The organism is Ruegeria sp. C2, assembly GCF_056537765.1.
Map to the genome: position 1 here is coordinate 291,538 of NZ_JBQFRZ010000002.1, position 21,834 is coordinate 313,371.

Here is a 21,834-nt window from a genome sequence, read left to right on the forward strand (position 1 = left end):
GGAAACGCGATGACACTCAACAGACGAGTATTTCTCGGAGCTGCCGGCGTAGTGGCGGCCGGGCTATCGGCACCGATGGTGTTGGCTCAAGGCAAGCCACGAGTCGTTGTAGTCGGCGGCGGTGCGGGCGGCGCAACTGCCGCTCGTTATATTGCAAAGGACAGCAAGGGTGAGATCGACGTGACGCTGATCGAACCGTCGCGGACCTATTACACCTGCTTCTTCTCAAACCTGTATCTGGGCGGTTTTCAGGAGCTATCGGACATCGCCCACAGTTATGGCACGCTTGCAGCGAACTACGGCATCAACGTCGTCCATGATTGGGCCACAGGGGTGGATCGCGATGCCAAGACTGTGTCCCTGGCCGGCGGCGGATCCGTTCCGTATGACAAGCTGATCCTGAGCCCAGGTATCGACTTTGTTGATGGCGCAGTCGAGGGCTGGGACGTCTCAGCGCAGAACAAGATGCCGCATGCGTACAAGGCTGGTTCTCAGACTGAGCTTCTGAAAGCGCAGATCATGGCAATGCCCGAGGGCGGTACCTTCGCGATGGTCGCCCCTCCGAACCCGTACCGTTGCCCACCCGGACCGTATGAGCGGGTTTCAATGGTCGCGCATGTTCTGAAGGCGAACAACCCGACAGCAAAGATCATCGTTGCCGACCCGAAACCGAAGTTTTCCAAGATGTCGTTGTTCCAAGAGGGTTGGGCCAACCACTACGAAGGAATGGTTGACTGGATCGGCGAGGATTTCGGCGGCGGCAATGTATCCGTAAACGCGGATGCGATGACGGTGACCATCGACGGCGAAGAGACAAAGATCGATGTCTGCAACGTGATCCCAGCGATGAAAGCCGGACGCATCGCAGAAATGGCAGGCGTGACCGATGGCAACTGGGCGCCGGTGAACGCCGCGGACATGTCCTCCAAGGCCGATCCAGATATCTACGTTCTTGGTGACGCCAGCCAGCAGGGTGACATGCCGAAATCCGGTTTCTCGGCCAACAGTCAGGCAAAGGTCTGTGCGAATGCCGTGCGAGGTGCGTTGACCGGGTCCAAAGTATTCCCGGCCAAATTCTCCAACACGTGCTGGTCGCTCATCGATACCGATGATGGTGTGAAGGTTGGTGCAACCTACGAGGCAACATCAGAAAAGATCGCCAAAGTGGACGGCTTCATCAGCCAGACCGGCGAAGATGCCGACCTGAGGAAAGCGACTTACGAAGAATCGCTGGGTTGGTACGCCGGTATCACCTCAGACATGTTCGGTTAAGGCATTCGGGGGCTTTGGCCGGTGTCAAAACCCCCGATGAGCAATCTGAGAAAATGCGGTTCAGGAAGAGGACTAGAATTATGAAACACGTTATCGCTGCGGCCACGTTTTCCGCTGTTCTTGCGAGCCAGACATTTGCGGAAGAGGTCATCACCACCCCGTTTGATGGCGGTTTTGATGATGCAACATTCGCCGTCGAGTCCGCGATTGTGGGGCAGGGGCTGGTCATCGACTATGTGAGCCATGTTGGCGAAATGCTGAATCGAACAGGCGTTGATGTCGGCAGCGATAAACAGATATTCGCCGCCGCAGACATCTTCATTTTCTGCTCGGCAAAAATCTCGCGCGAGGTGATGGAAGCCGACCCGATGAATATCGGCTTCTGCCCCTATGGGATTTTTGTAGCCGAAGATGAAAGTGGCGTGATGGTGGGATACCGAAGCTACCCTGACGGGCCGATGCAAAAGGTCCAGTCCCTGTTGTCCGGGATCGTGGAAGAGGCTGTTGGGAACTGAAATGAACTACCAACAGTATTTTCGAGATCAATTGGAGCAGTTGAAAGAAGACGGGAACTACCGAATTTTTGTTGATCTCGAACGACAGCGTGGTGCATTTCCAACCGCACGCAGCTACGCGGAAAACGGTCCCGAACAAGTCACGGTTTGGTGTTCGAACGATTATCTCGGTATGGGTCAGCACCCCAGTGTTCTTGCGGCAATGCATAAGGCGATTGATGAAAACGGTGCTGGGGCAGGTGGAACGCGGAATATCTCAGGAACCACTCACGCGCATGTTTTGCTGGAACAGGAACTTGCCGACTTGCACCGCAAAGAGGCGGCATTGCTGTTTACGTCCGGCTACGTGTCGAACTGGGCCGCGTTAGGCACATTGGCATCCCGCATTCCAGGCATCACTGTTCTGTCTGACGAGCTGAACCATGCCTCTATGATCGAGGGCATTCGCCACAGTCGTTGTCAGAAGCGAATCTGGAAACACAACGATGTGGCGGATCTTGAAAGGCACCTTGCTGAACTGCCTGCCAATGCCCCTAAACTCATTGCGTTCGAAAGCGTCTATTCCATGGATGGCGATATCGCACCAATTGCCGAGATCTGTGATCTGGCGGACCGCTATGGCGCTATGACCTATTTGGATGAGGTTCACGCCGTAGGGCTTTATGGACCGCGCGGCGGTGGCATTGCGGAACGCGAAGGCCTGATGGATCGGCTAACCGTCATCGAGGGAACATTGGGCAAAGCGTTCGGTGTAGTGGGTGGATATATCGCGGCGTCGAAAGAGCTTGTCGATTTTGTCCGATCCTTCGCCAGCGGATTCATCTTTACCACTGCATTGCCTCCCGCCGTGGCTGCAGGCGCAACGGCTTCGGTTCGGCACCTGAAGCAAAGCAATTCCGAACGACATCTACACCAGCAGCGCGTGTGCGAAGTTCGAGACAGGCTGGACGATCTGGGCATTCCGCATACACCGAACCCAAGTCACATCATTCCGGTAATGGTCGGCGATCCGGTCAAGTGTCGCTTCATCTCTGATGTATTGATGCGTGACTACGGGATTTATATCCAGCCAATCAACTATCCAACCGTCCCCAAGGGAACGGAACGTCTGCGGATTACACCATCGCCGGTGCATTCCACCGAAGACGTGGATCGACTAGTATCAGCATTAGGTGAGTTGTGGACGCAATGCCAATTGGCGCGCAGTCCAGTGGCTGCGCAATGACAACTTGACCGAAGACAAGGATACACACGCGACGAAGTGAGAGTTTCTGTTCATGGAGAGGCTCATTGATCTGTTGGGAGACCCTGGCGCCTTGGCATTTGCCGGAGTCCTCGTCGGTGTCTTGTTCGGCGTGACTGCTCAGAAGTCTCACTTTTGTTTGCGAGCATCGACCGTCGAAGTCGCCGAAGGCGAGTTTGGTCCCCGTTTGGCGGTTTGGCTGATCGCTTTTAGTGCGGCGCTCACCTTAGTGCAGGCGCTTGTCTGGTTTGAGTGGCTGGACCTTTCCGGGACACGTGCCATCGCGTCGACGGGCAGCCTTAGCGGTGCAATAATTGGTGGGTCGATGTTCGGCGTCGGTATGGTGCTGGCGCGCGGATGTGCATCACGATTGCTGGTCTTGGCCTCTTGCGGGAATCTGCGCGCGCTCGTGACAGGATTGGTTTTAACCTTGGTGGCTCAGGCAGCTTACACGGGCGTTCTCAGTCCTGCGCGCGAGTTGCTTTCTGGTATCTGGACTGTCTCAGGAGGCGCGCCGCGCGATCTTTCGGAAATACTTGGTTTTTCGCCAGCGACGTATACAGCCGTCGCAGCCTTGGGATTGGTGTTGGCAATTGCATTTGCATTCCACCGGAAGGTCACGCTTGCGAGGGTCGTAACAGCCGCAGGAGTTGGCGCGGCTGTGGCGCTGGGCTGGATGATGACATTTGCCATCGCGCAAGCATCTTTTGAAGTTGTGCCTGTGTCATCGGTCACGTTTACCGGGCCGGCCACGGATACACTCATGGCGTTGGTTGCCGAGCGAAACGTCGTGTTGTCCTTCGGTATCGGCCTTGTTCCGGGTGTCGCAATTGGTGCCGCAGGCTCGGCCTTGGTTGCAGGGGAGTGGAGGGTCGAACGGTTTGGTCCGGATACTCCGATGGAACGCTACCTCGTTGGAGCTGTCCTCATGGGGTTCGGTGCGATGCTGGCAGGAGGTTGCGCCGTAGGTGCCGGGCTTTCAGGAGGGTCCGCCCTGTCATTGACCGCGTGGCTTGCCGTTTTTTTCATGTGGGTCGGGGCGATCTGCACGCATAGGTTATTGATGCGAATACCTGTTCCGCAACGTTCCTGAGTTACTCGAATTCCATCTGTTCAAACACGCGCCCGGCATTTTTCGTCGCCAGTTCCTCAAACGTATCCAAGTGGGCGTACGGTGACTGATCGACGTAATAAGCCTCAGCAAGATCACCGCCCGCATCCATATGTTCTTGAATCTTGCCGCGCAGATATATCAGGTAGTCGCGGGTATAGCGGCGCACCTGATCCATGTTTGTCGGATGGCCGTGCCCGGGAATGACATATGTAGCTTCCAAAGCCTCGAATTCGTTGTCCCAGCTTTCCAGCCAATCTGCGGTGTAGGTCTCCTGAAAAATCGGCAACATACGCTCGTGAAAGGCCATATCACCCGCGATGACAAGGCTCTGGTTCGGCAACCAGATCGAGATATCGCCGGGACTGTGTGCAGGCCCGAGATATTTTGCCTCAATCCGAAACTCACCCATTTCAACCACGTACTCATCATCGAATGTCTCGGTTGGGCCAGCCAGGAATGTCCCTTCTGCCTTGTCCTGATTGTATCGCTGCATTCCTTCGAGGATCTGAGGGCCGTATTCCTCGAACTCGGCTGCTGCATCCGAATGAGCGATGATAGGAATGCCGAGTTCTGACCAGTACGCGTTGCCCAGCATCGCGTGCCCCTGACCATTCTCGTTGAAGACAAGCTTGACCGGTTGATCTGTGATTGCCTGAATTTCCTTGTGAAGCGCTTCGGCAAGGACATAGGCCGCGCCGCCGTTAATAACCACCACGCCTTCACCGGTTACAATGAAGCTGAGGTTGTTGTTGTGGCCAGAGTTTTCATAAGTGGGCGGAGCCGTCGCGCCAATGGCGGAATAGACGCCGGGGATGTACTCGACCGGTTTGGAATACAGCATGCTTTGCGGGTATTGGTCCGCAATTTCCTCGCTTGCCCAAGCTGGTGTGGCGAAGGTCAAGGCAATTATGAGCGATCGCATCATGAAGGCTCTCCAATAAATCGATATGCGGAGTCGGTCTTTTCGACCCGGCCAACCCCTCCGTTCGGCAGGTGGAAGCCAATGATTTTCATTTGTTCCTGAGATATCTGATCCAGCAGCGAGTTCCGCGTGGATGCGGCGGCTTGGGGATCCTGATCAGTGCCACTGTGCCAATCGGGACGTTCAAAAGCCACGTGCGGATTTCCGAGCGCGTCGCCGACGATCATCGCAGAGTCACTGCCATTTCGAATTTCAAAGGCCATGTGACCGGGCGTGTGCCCAAAGCTTGCACGGGCGGCAATACCGGGAAGAATCTCTTGCCCATCATCAAAGAACGCGACCTGATGCTCAATTGCTTCCATACGCCGTTTTGCGCCCACAGCGAACGCAGCGCGATCTTCCCCGATCGAAGCCACTGTTGAAGGGTTCCACCAATAATCCCATTCATTGCGGCCAAAATGATGCGTGGCGTTGGTGAAAAGCAGATCGTCGAAGTCATCCAGAACACCCCAGATGTGATCGGGGTGCGCATGGGTGAAGATCACGTGCGTGACGTCTTCGGGCGACAAGCCGATTGTTTCAAGAGTTTCCAAAAGCTTGCCGGATGTGGGCATGAAATCCGGGCCAGCTCCAACATCGAACAGGACCGTGTTTTCATCATCGCGATAGAGCGCCACGTTGCACTCTGGTTCGTACGTGGTCACATCCACTTGTTTGCTGTTCAGAAGCAACTCGAGTTCTTCCTTCGGCATCGAGCCGAAGACCATTTCCGGCGGCAACGACAGGTATCCGTCTGACAATGTAGTAATCCGGGCCGAAGAACCGAGCTGAAACTCCGCCCGAACGATTTTGGATTGAGCGCCAAGCGCCGCGAGGCACGCGGCGCTGTACAAGAAAGTGCGTCGAGAAAATGCATTTTCATTCATATATAATCATTAAAATGAATATTTTAATTTGTAAATGACGAAAGATGGAAATGGATGCGACGCCGTGCCCTACTAGATCGGCGCGTCATGGTCAGGAAAAGTGGAGAACTTTAGAGTTGTTGTGCCCTGAGGTCCGCGATTGCGTCATCGAGTGCGCCAGCTTGGCGGACCCCTGATCTGGCAATACTGCCGCGGGCGTGGATAACCGGCTGATCATCTTGATACTCTGCTGGTTGGCAAAAAAATGTGACGGCCAGATAATTCCATTTTCTACTTATGGGCCGCCGCTTGGGCGGTCCTCTGTGTTTCTCGCATTCCCAATGCAGCGCCTCAACCTACGAGGACACCAAATGACAAAGCCTGTCGTCCTGACCGAGGACCGCACCACGGGGCCGCTGAATATCGGCCATTGCGTGGGATCGCATTTCAACCGGCTGCGGTAGCAAGGCAGCCGTAATCTTTTCTATTGCTCGCAAATACCCAAGCTCCGACCGACAACGAGCATGACACCTGCATCCGTAAACCCCACGTATCGAACGTTGTCCGCGATGCCGATATCTGCCAATCTATCTACGTGGCCAACGGGAGCTGCTCAGTGCCCTTGAGATACGCTGATATCTACCCTTCAGAACCGTTGCTGAATAGTGATGTGATGCACCGCCCTTCGGCGGCGGAGTTGATGTCGGTGCGGTATTTTCGGGCCGAACCCGATCGGATGCCGGAAGAGGTGTTTGCAGAACACCATGTCCTTCTGAACCTGCAGGAAAAGGGGCATCGCGTTCAGAATTGGCGAGATGGTACACTACGCGATTTCATCTTTTGCAAGGACGAGGTCATCGTGACTCCAGCGGGCGTGCGTTCGGGTTGGCGGTGGTACGGGCAGTCCGACGTGATAGTGATCACCTTGCATCCGGATAGGGTTCAGCGCTTTGCTCAGGCTGAGCTTGGCATGCTGTTGGCACCAGAACAGTTTCACGACCTGCCGCAGTTCTCCGATCCTGACTTATGTACCGCAAGCGTCATCCTGCGGGATGCGCTTGAGGCAGATGACATGTCTTCCGCGGTTATGTTCGAGGCCATGAGCCGCGTGTTTCTGGTCAAACTGCTTCAGAAATATGGAAAACGTCGCGCCGAAGATATTGAGCTGACTTCTCGGTTCACGTCTCAACATTATCAACGTGTTCTGGATTATGTACAAAACCGGTTCGATCAGACCATCACCGTGGATCAAATGGCGGTCGAGGCGGGGATGAGCCCGTCGCATTTCGCCCGGGTCTTCAAGGAAACGCTGGGCTCAACTCCAATGCAGTATGTCATGGCGTATAGAATTGAGCAGGCCATGAAGATGATGCAGGATCGCGGTCGCCCGTTGGGGGACATAGCGCTGGTGTGTGGATTTTCGGATCAGGCGCATTTCACACGCAGTTTCAAGCAGGTGGTGGGACAGACCCCGCGCGCATACCGCGCTGCAAACAACGCCTGAGCAGGATCCTTCAAAAACGCGGCAGTCCGGTGCAAGTATATACGGCTTCCTAAAGGTATCTCTTTGGTCATCGGGCTTGCGCCCATCCAGACAGATTTTTTGGGAGATACCACCATGAAAACCCTCGCTCTGAACACCGCTGCAGCGCTGTTGGCTTCGTCAGCTGCGATTGCTCAGGTAGAGACCCGCACAGAGACCTTCGAAAACGAAGGCGCGACTTTGTCCGGCACGCTCTATCTGCCAGAGGAACGCAGTGATGCGCCGCTGCCGACCGTCGTGGTCACCGGGGCGTGGACCTCTGTACAAGAGCAGATGCCCGCCAACTACGCCCGCGAGATGGCCGAACGTGGTTTCGCCGCCTTCACTTTCGATTTCCGTGGTTGGGGTAAATCCGGTGATTTGCCGAACCACGTGCGCTTTGTTGAAAGCCCCGAGGCCAAGACCTCTGACATCAAAGCTGCGATCGAGTTCGTTGCGAGTCTGCCTGAGGTGGATGCCGGTCACATCAACGGCCTGGGTATCTGCGCTTCGGCTGGATACATGGTCGATGCCGTTTCCGGTAATCCGCTGATTCAGAGCCTGGGTCTGGTCGCACCCTGGCTGCAGAACGAAGAAATCGTTGAGGCGGTTTACGGTGGCGAAGAAGGTGTCGCCGGACTGATCGAAGTATCGCAGGCTGCCGAGGCCGCTGGGGGGCAGATCATTCCCGCCGCAGGGCCGGAAGGTGCCGAGGGTGTCCTGATGCCAATCGGCGGCTATTATTACGAAGCCGACCGCGGCGCGATCCCGGAATATGACGACAAATGGAACAACGCAGGCTGGGAAGGCTGGCTGACCTATCACCCCGCCGACAATCCGCAGCGTTTGGACAAGCCGCTGGCGGTTGTGCATTCGGAAAGCGCGGCTATCCCGCAGGGCGTGCAGACTTTCCTGGCCGGATTTGCTGGGAAAGCGACAGCGCAGTGGCTGGAGGGTGTCACTCAGTTCGATTTCTACGACAACCCCGAGGACGTGACCCGTGCAGCTGACACAGTGGCCGACCACTTCCGCGCCGGTCTGAACAACTAAGCCGTCAATTGGGCGCTGGAATTCCGTCCGGCGCTCACCTTTCATGTATTCGGAGCGCCCCCATGTACAGAAAACTTGCGACAACCCTCACCGCGGCCACTCTGATCGGCGGCGTGGCCTTTGCCGATCAACAGGCTGAAATCTCAACCTCAATCACTGACATCGCCGCCGGTGCGGATCGCCATGATTGGGCCCGCGTGCGCAGCGCGTTCGCCAACACACTCACCACCGACTACACCAGTCTTTGGGGTGGGGAACCGGCGACGCAATCTTCTGATGACCTTGTGGCGGGTTGGGCCGCTTTCCTGCCAGGATTTGACAGTACGCATCACATGGTGACCAATCACACGATCACCTCAATTTCCGAAGGCTCCGCGACGGCCGATGCCGACTTCACGGCGACGCACCGGATCGACGATGATCTTTGGGTGTTGGGCGGACGCTACAGCTATGAGCTGCAAAAATCAGATGACCGCTGGGTTGTCACCTCGATGACCATGACTGCACTGTGGGAAACCGGTGACCGTGGCCTTGTCGCCATTGCTGGCGAACGCGCTGCTGGGGCGAATTGAGAGAGAAGACCATGACCAATCAACGCATCGCACTCGTGACCGGAGCCAATTGCGGCATCGGCAAAGAAGTCTGTCGCCAACTGGCGCAGGACCATGAGATGAAAGTTCTGGTGGGCGCTCGTGATCTGGAAAAAGGGCGGGCTGCAGCGCAGGACATTGGGCATGGGGCGGAAGCCTTGCAATTGGATGTATCCAATCCGGGCTCGGTCGTAGCCGCCTTTTCAACGATTGCATCCACCTATGGGCATCTCGATGTCCTGGTGAACAATGCGGGCGTGGATTACGACACGGATCAGCAGGCCCATCGCGCGGATCTTGAGCGCGTGCGCCACGCGTTTGACAACAACCTCTTTGGCCCCTGGGACACCACAATCGCCGCGGTATCGCTCTTGCGCCGCAGAGAGGATGCGCGGATCGTCAACGTGTCTTCAGGAGCGGGGGCGCTGACCGGCATGTCCTCTGGCACACCCGGTTAAGGTCTGTTTTGAGCCCAAACTAGCTGCATACTATGTCGCAAAAAGCTCTTTGTGTTCCTCGGAAAAGCGTCCGCGTTCGGAGAAGACAGCCAATGCCTGTTTTGCGAATTTGGACACGCTGACCCATTCCTCCGAGCTCTTAAACCAGTCAACGCTCCAAGTATCTTCTTCAGTAGCATCGGCTGCGTATTCGGCAAGCTCTGCAAACTTAGAAATGGCTTCTATTTCCTTTTCGCTGAGTACTTTGGGAGCCTCATCGTAGTCGAGCGGCAACAAGTCACCGACCAACTTAATCATCTCATAGGCCCCAACGGTAGCGATGTCGTCTAAAGACGAATACACATCATTCCCCCTTTAGCCATTACGTTCTCAAGCATTGCGAGCATTTCTTGGTTTATCTAGTCTTCAGACCTCACTGTCCTGTTCCTTTCCGTCTTCAAGTATTTGTTTGCTTTCTTGACGTTAAGATATCCCGATAACTCTCAAGTTGCCCCTGCTTCGGCTTCAAATTCCAACAGTCTCAAGCTGTATCAATGGACCTACCGATTCACGTTACGCATGTTCGTCGCACTTGACGATGCGTAGGGCGAACGTGTGGGACTCGCCCTTACCGCTTTTGCTTAAGTATCTGTTTTATATTGATAATAAGATGGTCTGAGTTGGTGGCGGAGACGAAGGGATTCGAACCCTCGAGACGGTTTCCCGCCTACTCCCTTAGCAGGGGAGCGCCTTCGACCACTCGGCCACGTCTCCGTTGGCCGGTATATCCTTGGCAGTTAACCGGATACAAGGCGATTTTCAATGCTTGGCGTAATTTTCTGAAGACAAGGGGCAAATCCATCAGAACATATCTGCAGCATCGACAGAAAGGCCCAGTCTGAAGGTGTCTGAAAGGTGGGTCGTGAAGTGAAAGCTTGCCAAATTCCACGTCTTTAGCGCATATTTGCTTAGATTTAATGCATCGCAAGACAATTTTGGTTTAGCGTACTGAGGTGACAGATATCGGGCGCGGGGTGAGTGTAATCCCCGATGGGTACCTTTTGGGGGAAGGGGACTTGGGTTTGGTCTGGTTGAAGTTGTTATTTGTTTTCATAGTCCTAGTTGCGATACCGGCGCCGGTGATTGCGTCAATCGGAAAAGTTCTGAGTGTAAAGCCCGGTGCTGAGGTAACTCGCTCCGGCAAGAAAATTCGCCTGCGTGAGGGTATGGATTTGGTGTCGGGGGACACGATCTCGACCAACCGGACGGGTGTTGTTCAGCTGCTGTTTGTCGACGAGACCAAGATTGCGGTGGGTCCGAATGCGCAGATGATTTTAGATGTCTCCATGCTGCGGGGGAATCGTAAGGCCAAGAATTTTACGGTTCAGGCGCTTGGGGGCAGTTTCCGGTTCATCTCGGGCAAAAGCCGCAAGCGGGCCTATTCGATCAAAACGCCGTCGGCCACGATGGCGGTGCGCGGCACGACCTTCGATATGTGGATCACTTCACAACAGCAGAGTGCGATGTTGGTACTCGAGGGGACCGTGCAGATGTGCGGGCGGCGTGGATCGTGTCGGTCGGCAAGTCGGCAATGCAGTATGTTCGCGACCAATTCAGGCGGACAGGTCGGACGACCCGCCGATCAGGCGCAATACGACAAGGCGCTAAAAGGCGGTTTTCCGTTTGTCAGATCTCAGCAGAACTTGTTGCCATCCTTTCAGTTCCGTGCCGAAGGCTGTTCTGACCGAACGGCGAGCGTACCACAAGTTGAACCGTTGCGACCGGACCGGAACCCTGCGGCGCCCCGTGAAGAGGCAACCCGTAGAGAGGTGCAGTCGCGCACAGAAGCTCCGGCTCGTCAAAGCGGAGACAATCCCGGGGCGCGGTCGAGCGTAGGCTCGGGCACTTCGTCCGGCGCAGGTGTGAGCTCGGGGGGCGGTTTGAATGTCTCGGCTGATCCTTCCGGAGGCAGCACTGCCGGATCAGGCGCGCAAGCCACGGCCACTGCAGGCGACGTGACCGCGACTGCGGGATGGTAGGCCAGATCAAGATTTGAGTTCTTTTCCCCCTGCGCCAGGGAGGCGACCGTGGCGGGTAAGATTAAAGACAGAATTGGGCGACGATTGGGATTTAGGCTGGTGGGCCTGGCACTGATCCTGTTGGGTTGCTTTATAAGAGTTCTGGACCCTTATCCCGTGCGCATGTCGCGCTTGATCTACTTCGATATTCTTCAGCGCATAGCACCGAGGGAATACAACCCCGATCTGCCGGTTCGGGTTCTGGATATAGACGAGCAATCGCTGGCAAGCTGGGGGCAATGGCCTTGGCCACGCACCTTGTTGGCTCAGATGGTCCAGAACCTCGGGGAAAACGGCGCAGCGGCAATTGCCTTTGATATGTTGTTTGTCGAGCCCGACAGATATTCGCCTGCGCGTTTGCTCAATGATCCGGCGCTTGATGGGGTCTTGACCGTAGAGAGCCATGCGCAAAAGCTTGATTATGATGTCTTGTTCGGGTTGGAGGTCGCTCACTGGCCGGTCGTGATGGGCACCGCCGCACGAACGTCTCAGGAAGGAAGCAAAATACGCGCGAAAGCCGGTATCGTCGAGATCGGTGAAAACCCGACGGCAGGTTTGGTCTCGGTGCCTTACTGGACGCCAATTGCCCCGCCGCTGGACCGCGGCGCGGCCGGAATCGGCGGCGTTAATGTCTCACCCATCGGCGGAATGGGGGTCGTGCGGCGGGTTCCGGCATTGTGGGGCGGACCGGATGGAGCGTTGCCGGGTTTGGGCATCGAAGCTCTGAGGATTGCTCTGGATGCGCCCTATATTCTGGTTGAGGGTTCTTCGGACGAGGAGGGGATCGTCCTTGCGGTCGAGATCGGGGAATTTCGATTGCCAACAACCGAAAATGGCGAGGTTTGGGTCAGGTACAGGCGAGATCAGCCAGATTTGTACTTGTCAGCCGACGCAATCATGCAAAACCCGGATGACCCCGCGCTGCGTTCGGAAATCGAGGGCCGCATTATTCTGGTAGGCACATCCGCCGCAGGTCTGTTTGATATGCACCAAACGCCGTTGGGTGAATCGGTGCCGGGCGTGTCGATCCATGCTCAGATACTTGAACAGATACTGGCAGGTGAGATGCTCAGCAGGTCGGATGTCACCTCTGCCCTTGAGCTGTTATCCTTTATTCTGCTGGGCCTCATCGTCATCGGAGTAATGTCCAGTTTCGGTGCGGTAGCCTCATTCATAGCCGGCGGCGTCGCGGCGGCGGTAGTGATCGCGATCAGTTGGCTGGCGTTCTACAACCAATCCGTTCTGTTTGACGCCACATTCCCGCTGGCCGGGGGGATGGCGAATTTCGGATTGCTTGCGGGATACTTGTTCGCCTCGACCGAGCGCGAGAAGCGCGTGATTAGACAGACCTTCTCGCACTATGTGGCGCCAGAGATTCTGGATGAAATGGAGGCCAACGGTCATCAATTGCAGCTGGGCGGTGAATCGCAGGAGATCACCGTGATGTTCTCGGACATCCGCGGATTTACCCCTCTGTCCGAGTCGGTTTCGGCCACCGATCTCGTGGCCTTGCTGAACGAGTTGTTCTCGAAAATCGGCGACCAGATTCTGGATGAACGCGGCACAATCGACAAATTCATAGGTGACGCGGTCATGGCGTTCTGGAATGCGCCTCTACCGGTCGAAGATCACCCTTGTCGCGCCGCCTGGGCGGCACTGAAAATGCGCGCGGCGTTGCGGGGATTCAATGCCTCACCCATCATGCGAGGCCGTCCGGAAATCGCTTTGGCTACGGGATGCGCAACGGGATCGGCATGTGTTGGTAATATCGGATCGCGCAGCCGTTTCAACTATACGGTGATAGGCGATGTGGTGAATGTTGCGGCCAGGATCGAACAGAATTGCCGCCATGTGGATTACGATATCCTTGTGTCCCAGAGCGTGCAGCAGGTAGCGCAATCCGATCTGGCGCTGTTGGAAGCAGGGTATGTCGACCTGAAGGGCAAAAGCGAACCCGAACCGGTTTTTGTTCTGGTTGGTGATAAGGCGCTGGCCGACACTGAAGAGTTTGTAGCTCTGACGCGGGCTCATGATCGATTATTGACTGCCATACGCGAGCGTGCGCCTCAGCTTGCTATCGCAGATCTATGTGACGGTTGCGCCGCTTTGGCACCCAGTGTTGAATCCGGCCTCGCAGGTTTTTACCGGTCTTTGCTTGGTCGCACGGTGGATTTCCGGGCCGAGCCGCAGGCTGAGCTGGTAGTATTCAGCCACCACAGCGCTGTGGGGCAGCTCGCCGAACAAAAATGAAAACGGGACGCAGTTGGATATCAACCGCGCCCCGCCTCAATCGGACAGAAAGATCAATCTCGCCCCCTCGAATACTATCTAAAACAATACGGGCTAAAACTTTCGATATATTCGAGACTGACCTTCTATCCTCATCGGAATGAACTCATACTGCACCACCATTGCGCGAGCGACAGTGAAGCAGTTCACATTAACGAGAAATTCTTAAATTAACGCCAGTCGAAGAACCCGGGGCCAGCCTGTTTCAACAAGGATTCGGCCATGGCGCGGCCCAGTTCGTGCCCGTTTTCGACGGGGCTTGTGGCCTCTTCGCTGATCGATTCGGACCCATCGGGGCGCAGCACTTCGCCGCGCAGGTGCAATTGGCCGTCCCGGATTTCCGCCAACCCGGCAATCGGAGTCTCGCAGGACCCATCCAGCCCAGCCAGAAGGCTGCGCTCTGCCGCGAGGCGCTGACTGGTTTCGATATCGTGGATGGCTTCCAACATCTGACCGGCGCGACTGTCGTCGCTACGCCGTTCGATGCCGATGGTGCCTTGCGCAATAGCGGGTAGCATGTCCTCAGGCGCAATCGCGGTGGCCGGGACTTCGGACATTTGCAACCGACGCAATCCGGCCATCGCCAGAAATGTGCAATCCGCAATGCCATCGGCCAGTTTCTTCAACCGGGTTTGCACATTACCGCGGAACTCGACCACCTTCAGATCAGGTCTTCGGTTCAGCAACTGTGCCCGGCGTCGCAACGATGAGGTGCCGACCACAGCGCCTTGCGGCAGGTCGTGGATTGAACTCAGGCTCGGTGAGATAAAGGCATCGCGCACATCTTCGCGCGGCAGGAAAGTATCCAACACCAGCCCTTCGGGTTGTTCCACGGGCATGTCTTTGGTCGAATGAACTGCGATATCGATTTCACCCTTCAGCATCGCCTCTTCGATTTCTTTAGTGAAGAGGCCCTTGTTACCGATCTCTTTCAGCGGGCGGTCCGCATCAATCATGGCGCGGTTGTCACCGGTGGTTTTGATCACCACGATCTCGAAAGCCTCTTCAGGCAGATCAAAAGCTTTTCCCAGGCGCGCGCGCGTTTCATAGGCTTGCGCCAGCGCGAGAGGCGATCCACGGGTGCCGATTTTCAGTGGCGATGCGGGGGTTGGCAATGTCAAAGTCATGGCCACAGCTTTAGTCGCGTCACATTGCCCTGACAATGGGGGCAGAGCTTGACAAATTGCCACTGAGGCCCGACGCGTGGCGGCAGACCAAAAGATTGGGGGCAGGTATGGCCGAGACAAAGAAACTGCTGCGAGCACTGGCGGGAGAAGTTCAGGACGTTCCGCCGATTTGGATGATGCGCCAGGCGGGGCGCTATCTGCCCGAGTATCGCGCCACCCGCGCGCAGGCCGGTGATTTCCTGTCACTCTGCTATAATCCGGAACTGGCGGCAGAAGTCACCTTGCAGCCGATCCGCCGGTATGGGTTTGATGCAGCGATTCTGTTTGCCGATATTCTGCTGGTTCCGCAGGCCCTGGGTGCAGACCTGTGGTTCGTCACCGGCGAAGGTCCGCGCCTGTCCACGATCACGCAGCAAGCGGATTTTGATGCGCTGAAGCCAGTCGAGGACATTCATGAAACCCTTTCGCCGGTTTATGAGACGGTTCGTATTTTGTCGCGGGAATTGCCGTCCGAGACGACTCTGATCGGATTCGCGGGCGCGCCGTGGACTGTGGCCACCTATATGATCGCAGGGCGCGGCACGCCGGATCAGGGTCCTGCCCATGTGTTGCGTGAGGAAAACACGACATTGTTCGAGGCCTTGCTGGATCGGATCACAGCGGCGACGATCGAGTACCTGTCTGCTCAAATCGAAGCAGGTGCTGAGGTGGTGAAGATCTTCGACAGCTGGGCCGGGTCGCTGAAAGGTGAGGCGTTTCATAAATACGCGGTTGAGCCCTGTCGTGAAATCACGCAGGCGATCAAAGCGCGCCACCCGGGCATTCCTGTGATCGGCTTCCCACGCGAAGCAGGCGATGGCTATGTAGGTTTCGCCAAGGCCACCGGTGTGGATTGCGTGGCACTGGACAATTCTGTTTCGCCAGATTGGGCGGCTGAGCATGTGCAGGTCGATGGTTGCGTACAGGGGAACCTTGCCTCGTCCCATATGGTGACAGGTGGGCCGGCGCTGGTGGACGAGACGCGCCGGATTGTCGAGGCGTTTTCGAAGGGCCCGCATATTTTCAATCTGGGGCACGGGATTACGCCGGATGCGGATCCTGACAATGTTCAGTTGATGATTGATACGGTGCGCGGGCGATAAGCGGGTGAGGGGGCCAGCCCCCTTTGGGCCTGCAGCCAATTCACCCCCGGGATATTTTTAGCCAGATGAAGCGGGCGGGAGGTCGTTTAGGACGTCCTGCGTATGCTCTCCGCGTTTGGGACTTGGTTTGGGATGCCACTGATGGGTCGAGAACCGCGGAGCGGCGGCGGCCTGTCTCGTGCCGTCGGGGTCGATCCATGTTTGGCGCGCGGTATTCATCGGATGGACCAGCGCTTCTTCAGGTGACAAGACGGGGGCTACGCACGCGTCGCTGCCTCGAAACAGATCCGCCCAATGGTCGCGGGGTTTTGTGGCGAAGAGGTCTGTGAGGCGTTCTGTCAGGCGGGGCCAGGTGCTGCGGTCGTATTGTTTCGTAAATTCAGCGTCTTCAGAGAGGCCGAGTTGTTCGAGAAAGCAGGCGTAGAATTTGGGCTCCAGACATTGTACCGAAATGTGCCCGCCATCAGCGCATGTGTAGACACGGCTCCAGTGGGGGCCGTCCAGCAAGCTTTGGCCACGTGTGTCCGAGACGTTTCCAGTTTGCCGCAAGCTCATCAGCAGGTTCATCATATGGGCTGAGCCATCATAGATTGCGGCATCGACCACTGTACCGATGCCGGTGTTTTTTGCGTTGATCATACCGGCCAACAAACCTGCCACCAGATACATGGCTCCGCCTCCGATATCGCCAACCAGCGTGGCGGGCGTCTGGGGTGGTTGATCTGGCTGGGATGCGTACCAAAGCGCCCCTGACAGGGCGATATAGTTCAGATCGTGGCCTGCGGTCTTGGACAGGGGCCCGTCTTGCCCCCAGCCTGTCATCCGGCCATAGACCAGTGCTGGGTTGAGGTGGTGGCAGGGTTCAGGACCAAGCCCAAGCTTCTCCATCACGCCGGGGCGGAAGCCTTCAATCAGCGCGTCAGCGGTGGCAATCAGGTGTTTTGCGGTGTTCAGGTCCTCCTGATCCTTGAGGTCCAGCGCGATGGATCGTTTGCCGCGATCCAAGAGGGAGCATTCGGGCATGCCGGGGGTGATTGCACCGCCTTTGCGGTGAATGGTGATCACATCAGCCCCCATATCTGCCAGCGTCATGGCGGCGAACGGGGCGGGGCCGAGCCCTTCGAATTCGATGATACGCAAACCTGCCAGCATGGTGTCCTCCTGCGCGACAGGGTTTCGTCATGGGATATCGAATGCAAGCGGAGAATGCGCCGGGCCGTTGCAAATGGGTTGCTTGCGTCGTCGTTTCAGGGCTAGGTCGGTCGTAGTATTGTAAGAGAGGATTGTCAGATGCAGCTTAACGACACGCGTGAGATTCAGGCTCCGCCTGCCGCTGTTTACAGTGCCTTGCTGGACCCCGAAGTGCTGAAAGCCTGCATTGGTGGCGCGCAAGAGATCACCGGCAATCCGACAGACGGTTATCAGGCCACCGTTGTGCAAAAGGTCGGCCCGGTGAAGGCGACCTTCAAGGGTACAGTCACCATGTCCGATATGGTCGAGCCTGAGCGCTTGACCATCGCAGGCGAGGGCAAAGGCGGTGCGGCGGGCTTTGCCAAAGGCAGTGCCCAAGTGACGCTGGCGGCCAACGACGCGGGCGGAACTGCTTTGACATATGAGGTCGAGGCGAAAGTGGGGGGCAAGCTGGCGCAGCTGGGCAGCCGTCTGATCGATGGGTTTGCCAAAAAGATGGCCGATCAGTTCTTTGCCAATCTGCAAGCCCATTTCGATGATCCTGAACCAGAAGGCGACGCGTCGGAAGAGGAAGCTAAGCCAGGTTGGCTGGGGCGTTGACGGGCCGCGACTAATCTCTGCGCAGGCGCGCAGGGCTCTGTGCGTGATGGGGCTGTTCCCTGTTGATCTGGCGCGATAGGTTGCAGGGCCAGAACGAGGGATCGCATGACAACCATTCTATCCATCCGGGATTTGCGCAAATCCTATGCCGATGGCTTTGAGGCGCTGAAAGGCGTGACGCTGGACATCGAAGAAGGCGAGATCCTGGCACTGCTGGGACCGAACGGCGCGGGTAAGACCACGCTGATCTCGACCGTGTGCGGGATTACCACGCCGACTTCTGGGTCGGTGACGGTGGGCGGCCATGACATTCAGACGGATTTCCGGGCGGCGCGCAAGATGATCGGTCTGGTACCGCAGGAAATCGCATTGGAGCCGTTCGAAAAGGTCTGGAACACCGTTCGGTTCTCGCGCGGCCTATTCGGCCACGGGCGCGATAACGCGCGGATCGAAGAAATTCTGCGCAAGCTGTCGCTGTGGGATAAACGCAAAAACGCGATCAAGGAACTGTCGGGCGGTATGAAGCGCCGGGTGCTGATCGCCAAAGCGCTGGCGCATGAGCCGCGTGTGCTGTTTCTGGATGAGCCTACCGCTGGAGTGGATGTCGAGCTGCGCAAGGACATGTGGGAGATTGTGGCCGAGCTGAAACAGGCCGGGGTCACAATCATCCTGACCACGCATTACATCGAAGAGGCGGAGGCCATCGCCGATCGCGTGGGTGTAATAGACAAGGGTGAGTTGCTGCTGGTGCAGGACAAGGACACCCTGATGGCGCAGATGGGCAAGAAGCAGATCGAAGTGATGCTGACCGAACCGATCTCGACCATCCCGGACAGCTTGTCCGAGCACCAGTTGACGCTGAATGGCGATGGGGATGTGCTGATCTATACCTATGACACCAATGCCGAACGCACAGGGATCACTACCTTGCTGAATGATGTGGCACAGACTGGTCTGGTGCTGCGCGACGTGCAGACCCGGCAGTCGAGTCTCGAGGAAATATTCGTCAATCTAGTGTCCGGAGAGAGCGCATGAACTGGTCCGCAATCGCCGCCATCTACCGGTTTGAGATGAATCGGTTTTTCCGCACTCTGGCGCAGAGCTTTTTGTCGCCGGTTCTGTCGACCTCACTCTATTTCGTGGTCTTTGGGACCGCTATCGGTAGTCGTATCCAGGAGGTCGAGGGCGTATCCTATGGTGCCTTCATTGTGCCGGGGCTGATTATGCTGTCGGTGGTGATGTTGGCGATCTCGAACGCGTCGTTCGGTATCTACTTCCCGAAATTTCTGGGCACGATCTATGAATTGCTGTCTGCGCCGATCAATTTCATCGAGATCGTTATCGGCTATGTCGGCGCAGCGGCGACCAAGGCGCTGTTTGTCGGCGTGGTGATTCTGATCACGGCCACATTCTTCGTTGAGATACGAATCGAGCATCCGTTGGCGATGGTGGCCTTTCTGGTTCTGACCTGCCTCAGCTTTTCCCTTCTGGGGTTCATCGTCGGCATCTGGGCCAGCAATTTCGAACAGATGTCGCTGATCCCGCAGCTGGTCGTTACGCCTTTGATCTTCCTCGGAGGGACGTTTTATTCCATCTCAATGCTGCCACCTGTCTGGCAGACGATCACGTTGTTCAATCCGGTCGTGTACCTGATATCTGGCTTCCGCTGGTCCTTCTACGGTATCGCGGATGTCCCGATATTCTGGAGCCTGTTGGCTATTCTCGGCTTTACCGGATTGTGTCTGGCCGTGATCGGCTGGATATTCAAAACCGGTTGGCGCATCCGCAGCTAGTGCGTTGCATTTTTGCCGATTGGGTGTGTGAAATTGGTTCACGTCGCGTTTATGGCCCTTCGGGTCTCTTGTTAACGGGCCGAGCGCGCTCTACATCGGCTTCCATGAAGTTGAGCGTGCCGTTCCTGAAAAAACAGCCTTTCGTGGCCGTGGTCCGTCTGTCTGGTGCCATCGGAGTGGCCGGGCGTGGATCGATGAATGCCACCTCGCTTGCGCCGGTTCTGGAAAAAGCTTTTCGCAAAGGCAAGCCCGCGGCAGTCGCGCTTGAGGTCAACTCGCCCGGTGGATCACCGGTTCAAAGCTCGCTGATCGGGGCGCGCATCCGGCGTCTTGCGGATGAGCTAAACATCCCCGTCTATGCTTTTGTCGAAGATGTCGCCGCCTCGGGAGGCTATTGGCTGGCCGCCGCTGCGGATGAGATTTATGCCGACGATAGCTCGGTTCTGGGGTCGATCGGTGTGATTTCATCGGGGTTCGGCGCGCATGTCTTTCTGGCGCGTCAGGGGTTTGAGCGGCGCGTCCATACGGCGGGCCAATCAAAGTCGATGCTTGATCCGTTTGCTCCGGAGAAGAAAGAGGACGTCGCGCGGCTGAAGCGGCTATTGGATGACATCCACGAGAACTTCATCACGCATGTAAAGTCCCGCCGAGGGGGCAAGCTGGATGAAAATCAGGATTTGTTTACCGGCGAAGTGTGGTTGGCCCGGCGGGCGCAGGAATTGGGTCTGATCGACGGCATTGGTCATCTCAAGCCCAAGATGCAGGACCGTTTTGGTGAAAAGGTTAAATTCCGCCGTTACGGGTTGAAGAAACCAATTTGGTCGCGCTTTGGGGCCCGGATGGCGCAGGACGCCATCGCCGGGCTAGAGGAGCGGGCGGCCTACGCGCGTTTCGGTCTGTAAAGTGATCATCAAGGCCGTTACCCTGTTCCTGGTCGGTATGGCCGTCTTGGCGATGTTCGGGAAGCTGCGCTTTCCCGGTCAAAAGCGTTTGAACTCGGCCAGATGTACGCGATGCGGAAGATTCAGAATCGGCAAAGGCCCCTGTGCCTGTGAAAAAGGAGGCCGTTCATGACAGCATGGCTGTTATCCGGCCTCGGCCTGCTGATCCTGCTGCTGGCAGGCGACGCGCTGGTGCGCGGTGCCGTTAACCTCAGCCTGCGTCTGGGGGTGCCCGCGCTGATCGTCAGCCTGACCATCGTGGCTTTCGGGACATCTGCCCCCGAACTGTTGATTGCCATCAGCGCGATCAAGGAAAACGCGCCCGGAATTGCGCTCGGCAACGTAGTCGGGTCGAATACGGCGAATATTCTGCTGGTTCTTGGTGTGCCTGCCCTGTTGGCCACCTTGCACACAAGCGAATGTGACAGCCGCAAGAACTATGTCTTCATGCTGCTGGCATCGGTTCTGTTCATTGGGCTGGCTTTCTGTGGTGTGTTTAACCTGTTCAGCGGGGCAATATTGCTTGCCGCGCTGGCACTGGTTCTCTGGAACGCCTTCCGCGAGGCGCGTGCCCACCGCAAAGCCTGTGGAGAAGCCTGCGCCGATGACGATGATTTGGATGGCCTGGAAGAGGCCGACCCCGACATGCCCTATTGGAAGATTTCCATTTATCTGGTGCTGGGGCTGATCGGCTTGCCCATGGGGGCGCATCTGCTGGTCGACAACGCGACGGTAATCGCCCGCACCTACGGTGTAAGCGAAACCGTGATCGGACTGACGCTGATCGCTGTCGGGACATCGTTGCCCGAGCTTGCGACCACCGTGATGGCTGCATTGCGCAGGCAGGCCGATGTGGCGCTGGGCAATGTGATCGGGTCGAACATGTTCAACCTGCTCGCCATTGTCGGCATCGCCACCTTGTTTGGCCGTATTCCTGTCGACCCGGAGTTTTTGGAATTTGACCTGTGGGTCATGCTAGGCGCATCCCTGCTGCTTATCCCTTTTGTGTTCTTCAAGAAGGACATCACGCGCGGCTGGGGAATGTTGTTGACAGTTCTGTATGCGGTCTATGTCATCTCTCTGTTGGCGTAACTGGACAGGAA

At 56.8% G+C, this 21,834-nt stretch carries 21 protein-coding genes and 1 tRNA gene; 16 read left to right on the forward strand and 6 right to left on the reverse strand.

The features are described from left to right. The first annotated feature begins 9 nt into the window (after positions 1 to 9). The 4 genes from ACR0IV_RS11095 to ACR0IV_RS11110 all read left to right on the forward strand — a co-directional run bounded on the left by ACR0IV_RS11095 (position 10) and on the right by ACR0IV_RS11110 (position 4,123). Positions 10 to 1,272 carry an FCSD flavin-binding domain-containing protein gene (locus ACR0IV_RS11095; protein ID WP_480659143.1) on the forward strand — a complete coding sequence of 421 codons (1,263 nt, stop codon included), beginning with the start codon at positions 10 to 12 and terminating at the stop codon, positions 1,270 to 1,272. 80 nt (positions 1,273 to 1,352) lie between these two features. Next, complete coding sequence (locus tag ACR0IV_RS11100; protein ID WP_480659145.1) at positions 1,353 to 1,787, forward strand: DUF302 domain-containing protein; 435 nt, start codon at positions 1,353 to 1,355, stop codon at positions 1,785 to 1,787. 1 nt (position 1,788) lies between these two features. Further along, on the forward strand, positions 1,789 to 3,012 hold the full coding sequence (gene hemA, locus ACR0IV_RS11105; RefSeq protein WP_480659146.1) for a 5-aminolevulinate synthase: 1,224 nt from the start codon (positions 1,789 to 1,791) through the stop codon (positions 3,010 to 3,012). A gap of 52 nt (positions 3,013 to 3,064) precedes the next feature. Next, on the forward strand, positions 3,065 to 4,123 hold the full coding sequence (locus ACR0IV_RS11110) for a YeeE/YedE family protein (RefSeq protein ID WP_480659147.1): 1,059 nt from the start codon (positions 3,065 to 3,067) through the stop codon (positions 4,121 to 4,123). A 1-nt stretch (position 4,124) separates the two neighbouring features. Here ACR0IV_RS11110 and ACR0IV_RS11115 read toward each other — a convergent pair whose 3' ends face one another. Further along, positions 4,125 to 5,066, reverse strand: a complete 942-nt coding sequence (locus tag ACR0IV_RS11115; protein WP_480659413.1) for an MBL fold metallo-hydrolase — start codon at positions 5,064 to 5,066, stop codon at positions 4,125 to 4,127. After that, on the reverse strand, positions 5,066 to 5,866 hold the full coding sequence (locus ACR0IV_RS11120) for an MBL fold metallo-hydrolase (RefSeq protein ID WP_480659149.1): 801 nt from the start codon (positions 5,864 to 5,866) through the stop codon (positions 5,066 to 5,068). Before ACR0IV_RS11120 ends, ACR0IV_RS11115 begins: the two co-directional genes overlap by 1 nt. A 721-nt stretch (positions 5,867 to 6,587) precedes the next feature. On the opposite strand from ACR0IV_RS11120, the gene ACR0IV_RS11125 reads away from it, so the two are divergent. From ACR0IV_RS11125 to ACR0IV_RS11140, 4 genes are all read left to right on the forward strand, one after another. Further along, positions 6,588 to 7,475 carry a helix-turn-helix domain-containing protein gene (locus ACR0IV_RS11125; RefSeq protein WP_480692741.1) on the forward strand — a complete coding sequence of 296 codons (888 nt, stop codon included), beginning with the start codon at positions 6,588 to 6,590 and terminating at the stop codon, positions 7,473 to 7,475. 114 nt (positions 7,476 to 7,589) lie between these two features. Then, positions 7,590 to 8,543 (forward strand): alpha/beta hydrolase, encoded by a 954-nt coding sequence (locus ACR0IV_RS11130; protein WP_480659152.1) that lies wholly within the window; start codon positions 7,590 to 7,592, stop codon positions 8,541 to 8,543. 62 nt (positions 8,544 to 8,605) lie between these two features. Further along, positions 8,606 to 9,115 carry a nuclear transport factor 2 family protein gene (locus ACR0IV_RS11135; protein WP_480659154.1) on the forward strand — a complete coding sequence of 170 codons (510 nt, stop codon included), beginning with the start codon at positions 8,606 to 8,608 and terminating at the stop codon, positions 9,113 to 9,115. An 11-nt stretch (positions 9,116 to 9,126) separates the two neighbouring features. Continuing rightward, positions 9,127 to 9,591 (forward strand): SDR family NAD(P)-dependent oxidoreductase, encoded by a 465-nt coding sequence (locus tag ACR0IV_RS11140; RefSeq protein ID WP_480659155.1) that lies wholly within the window; start codon positions 9,127 to 9,129, stop codon positions 9,589 to 9,591. Positions 9,592 to 9,621: 30 nt separating this feature from the next. On the opposite strand, the gene ACR0IV_RS11145 is transcribed toward ACR0IV_RS11140, so the two are convergent. Both ACR0IV_RS11145 and ACR0IV_RS11150 read right to left on the reverse strand, forming a co-directional pair. Continuing rightward, a complete protein-coding gene (locus ACR0IV_RS11145) occupies positions 9,622 to 9,888 on the reverse strand; it encodes a hypothetical protein (RefSeq protein WP_480659156.1) in 267 nt (88 codons plus the stop codon). 366 nt (positions 9,889 to 10,254) lie between these two features. Then, a tRNA-Ser gene (locus ACR0IV_RS11150) sits at positions 10,255 to 10,344 on the reverse strand. Positions 10,345 to 10,796: 452 nt separating this feature from the next. Between ACR0IV_RS11150 and ACR0IV_RS11155 the strand changes: the two genes are divergently transcribed. Then, on the forward strand, positions 10,797 to 11,609 hold the full coding sequence (locus ACR0IV_RS11155) for a FecR family protein (RefSeq protein WP_480734028.1): 813 nt from the start codon (positions 10,797 to 10,799) through the stop codon (positions 11,607 to 11,609). Positions 11,610 to 11,657: 48 nt separating this feature from the next. Continuing rightward, positions 11,658 to 13,898 (forward strand): CHASE2 domain-containing protein, encoded by a 2,241-nt coding sequence (locus ACR0IV_RS11160; protein ID WP_480659160.1) that lies wholly within the window; start codon positions 11,658 to 11,660, stop codon positions 13,896 to 13,898. A 209-nt stretch (positions 13,899 to 14,107) separates the two neighbouring features. On the opposite strand, the gene hemC is transcribed toward ACR0IV_RS11160, so the two are convergent. Continuing rightward, positions 14,108 to 15,064, reverse strand: a complete 957-nt coding sequence (hemC, locus tag ACR0IV_RS11165; protein WP_480659162.1) for a hydroxymethylbilane synthase — start codon at positions 15,062 to 15,064, stop codon at positions 14,108 to 14,110. A 107-nt stretch (positions 15,065 to 15,171) separates the two neighbouring features. Between hemC and hemE the strand changes: the two genes are divergently transcribed. Further along, the gene (hemE, locus tag ACR0IV_RS11170; protein ID WP_480659163.1) at positions 15,172 to 16,206 is read left to right on the forward strand and encodes a uroporphyrinogen decarboxylase; all 1,035 of its coding nucleotides are present in this window, start codon (positions 15,172 to 15,174) and stop codon (positions 16,204 to 16,206) included. A 57-nt stretch (positions 16,207 to 16,263) separates the two neighbouring features. Here the strand turns inward: hemE and ACR0IV_RS11175 are convergent, their stop codons facing one another. After that, positions 16,264 to 17,358: a CaiB/BaiF CoA transferase family protein gene (locus ACR0IV_RS11175; RefSeq protein WP_480659165.1), complete on the reverse strand. Its 1,095-nt coding sequence runs from the start codon at positions 17,356 to 17,358 to the stop codon at positions 16,264 to 16,266. Between the two features lie 138 nt (positions 17,359 to 17,496). Between ACR0IV_RS11175 and ACR0IV_RS11180 the strand changes: the two genes are divergently transcribed. The 5 genes from ACR0IV_RS11180 (at position 17,497) to ACR0IV_RS11200 (ending at position 21,823) form a co-directional block, all read left to right on the forward strand. Further along, entirely contained in the window at positions 17,497 to 17,997 is a 501-nt protein-coding gene (locus tag ACR0IV_RS11180) for an SRPBCC family protein (protein ID WP_480659167.1), read from the forward strand. Between the two features lie 105 nt (positions 17,998 to 18,102). Continuing rightward, entirely contained in the window at positions 18,103 to 19,032 is a 930-nt protein-coding gene (locus ACR0IV_RS11185; RefSeq protein ID WP_480659169.1) for an ABC transporter ATP-binding protein, read from the forward strand. Continuing rightward, positions 19,029 to 19,790, forward strand: a complete 762-nt coding sequence (locus ACR0IV_RS11190; RefSeq protein WP_480659171.1) for an ABC transporter permease — start codon at positions 19,029 to 19,031, stop codon at positions 19,788 to 19,790. Before ACR0IV_RS11185 ends, ACR0IV_RS11190 begins: the two co-directional genes overlap by 4 nt. Before the next feature lie 104 nt (positions 19,791 to 19,894). Next, positions 19,895 to 20,692, forward strand: coding sequence for a S49 family peptidase (locus tag ACR0IV_RS11195; RefSeq protein WP_480659173.1), 798 nt, complete (start codon positions 19,895 to 19,897; stop codon positions 20,690 to 20,692). Between the two features lie 168 nt (positions 20,693 to 20,860). Next, complete coding sequence (locus ACR0IV_RS11200) at positions 20,861 to 21,823, forward strand: calcium/sodium antiporter (protein WP_480659175.1); 963 nt, start codon at positions 20,861 to 20,863, stop codon at positions 21,821 to 21,823. Positions 21,824 to 21,834 lie beyond the last annotated feature (11 nt).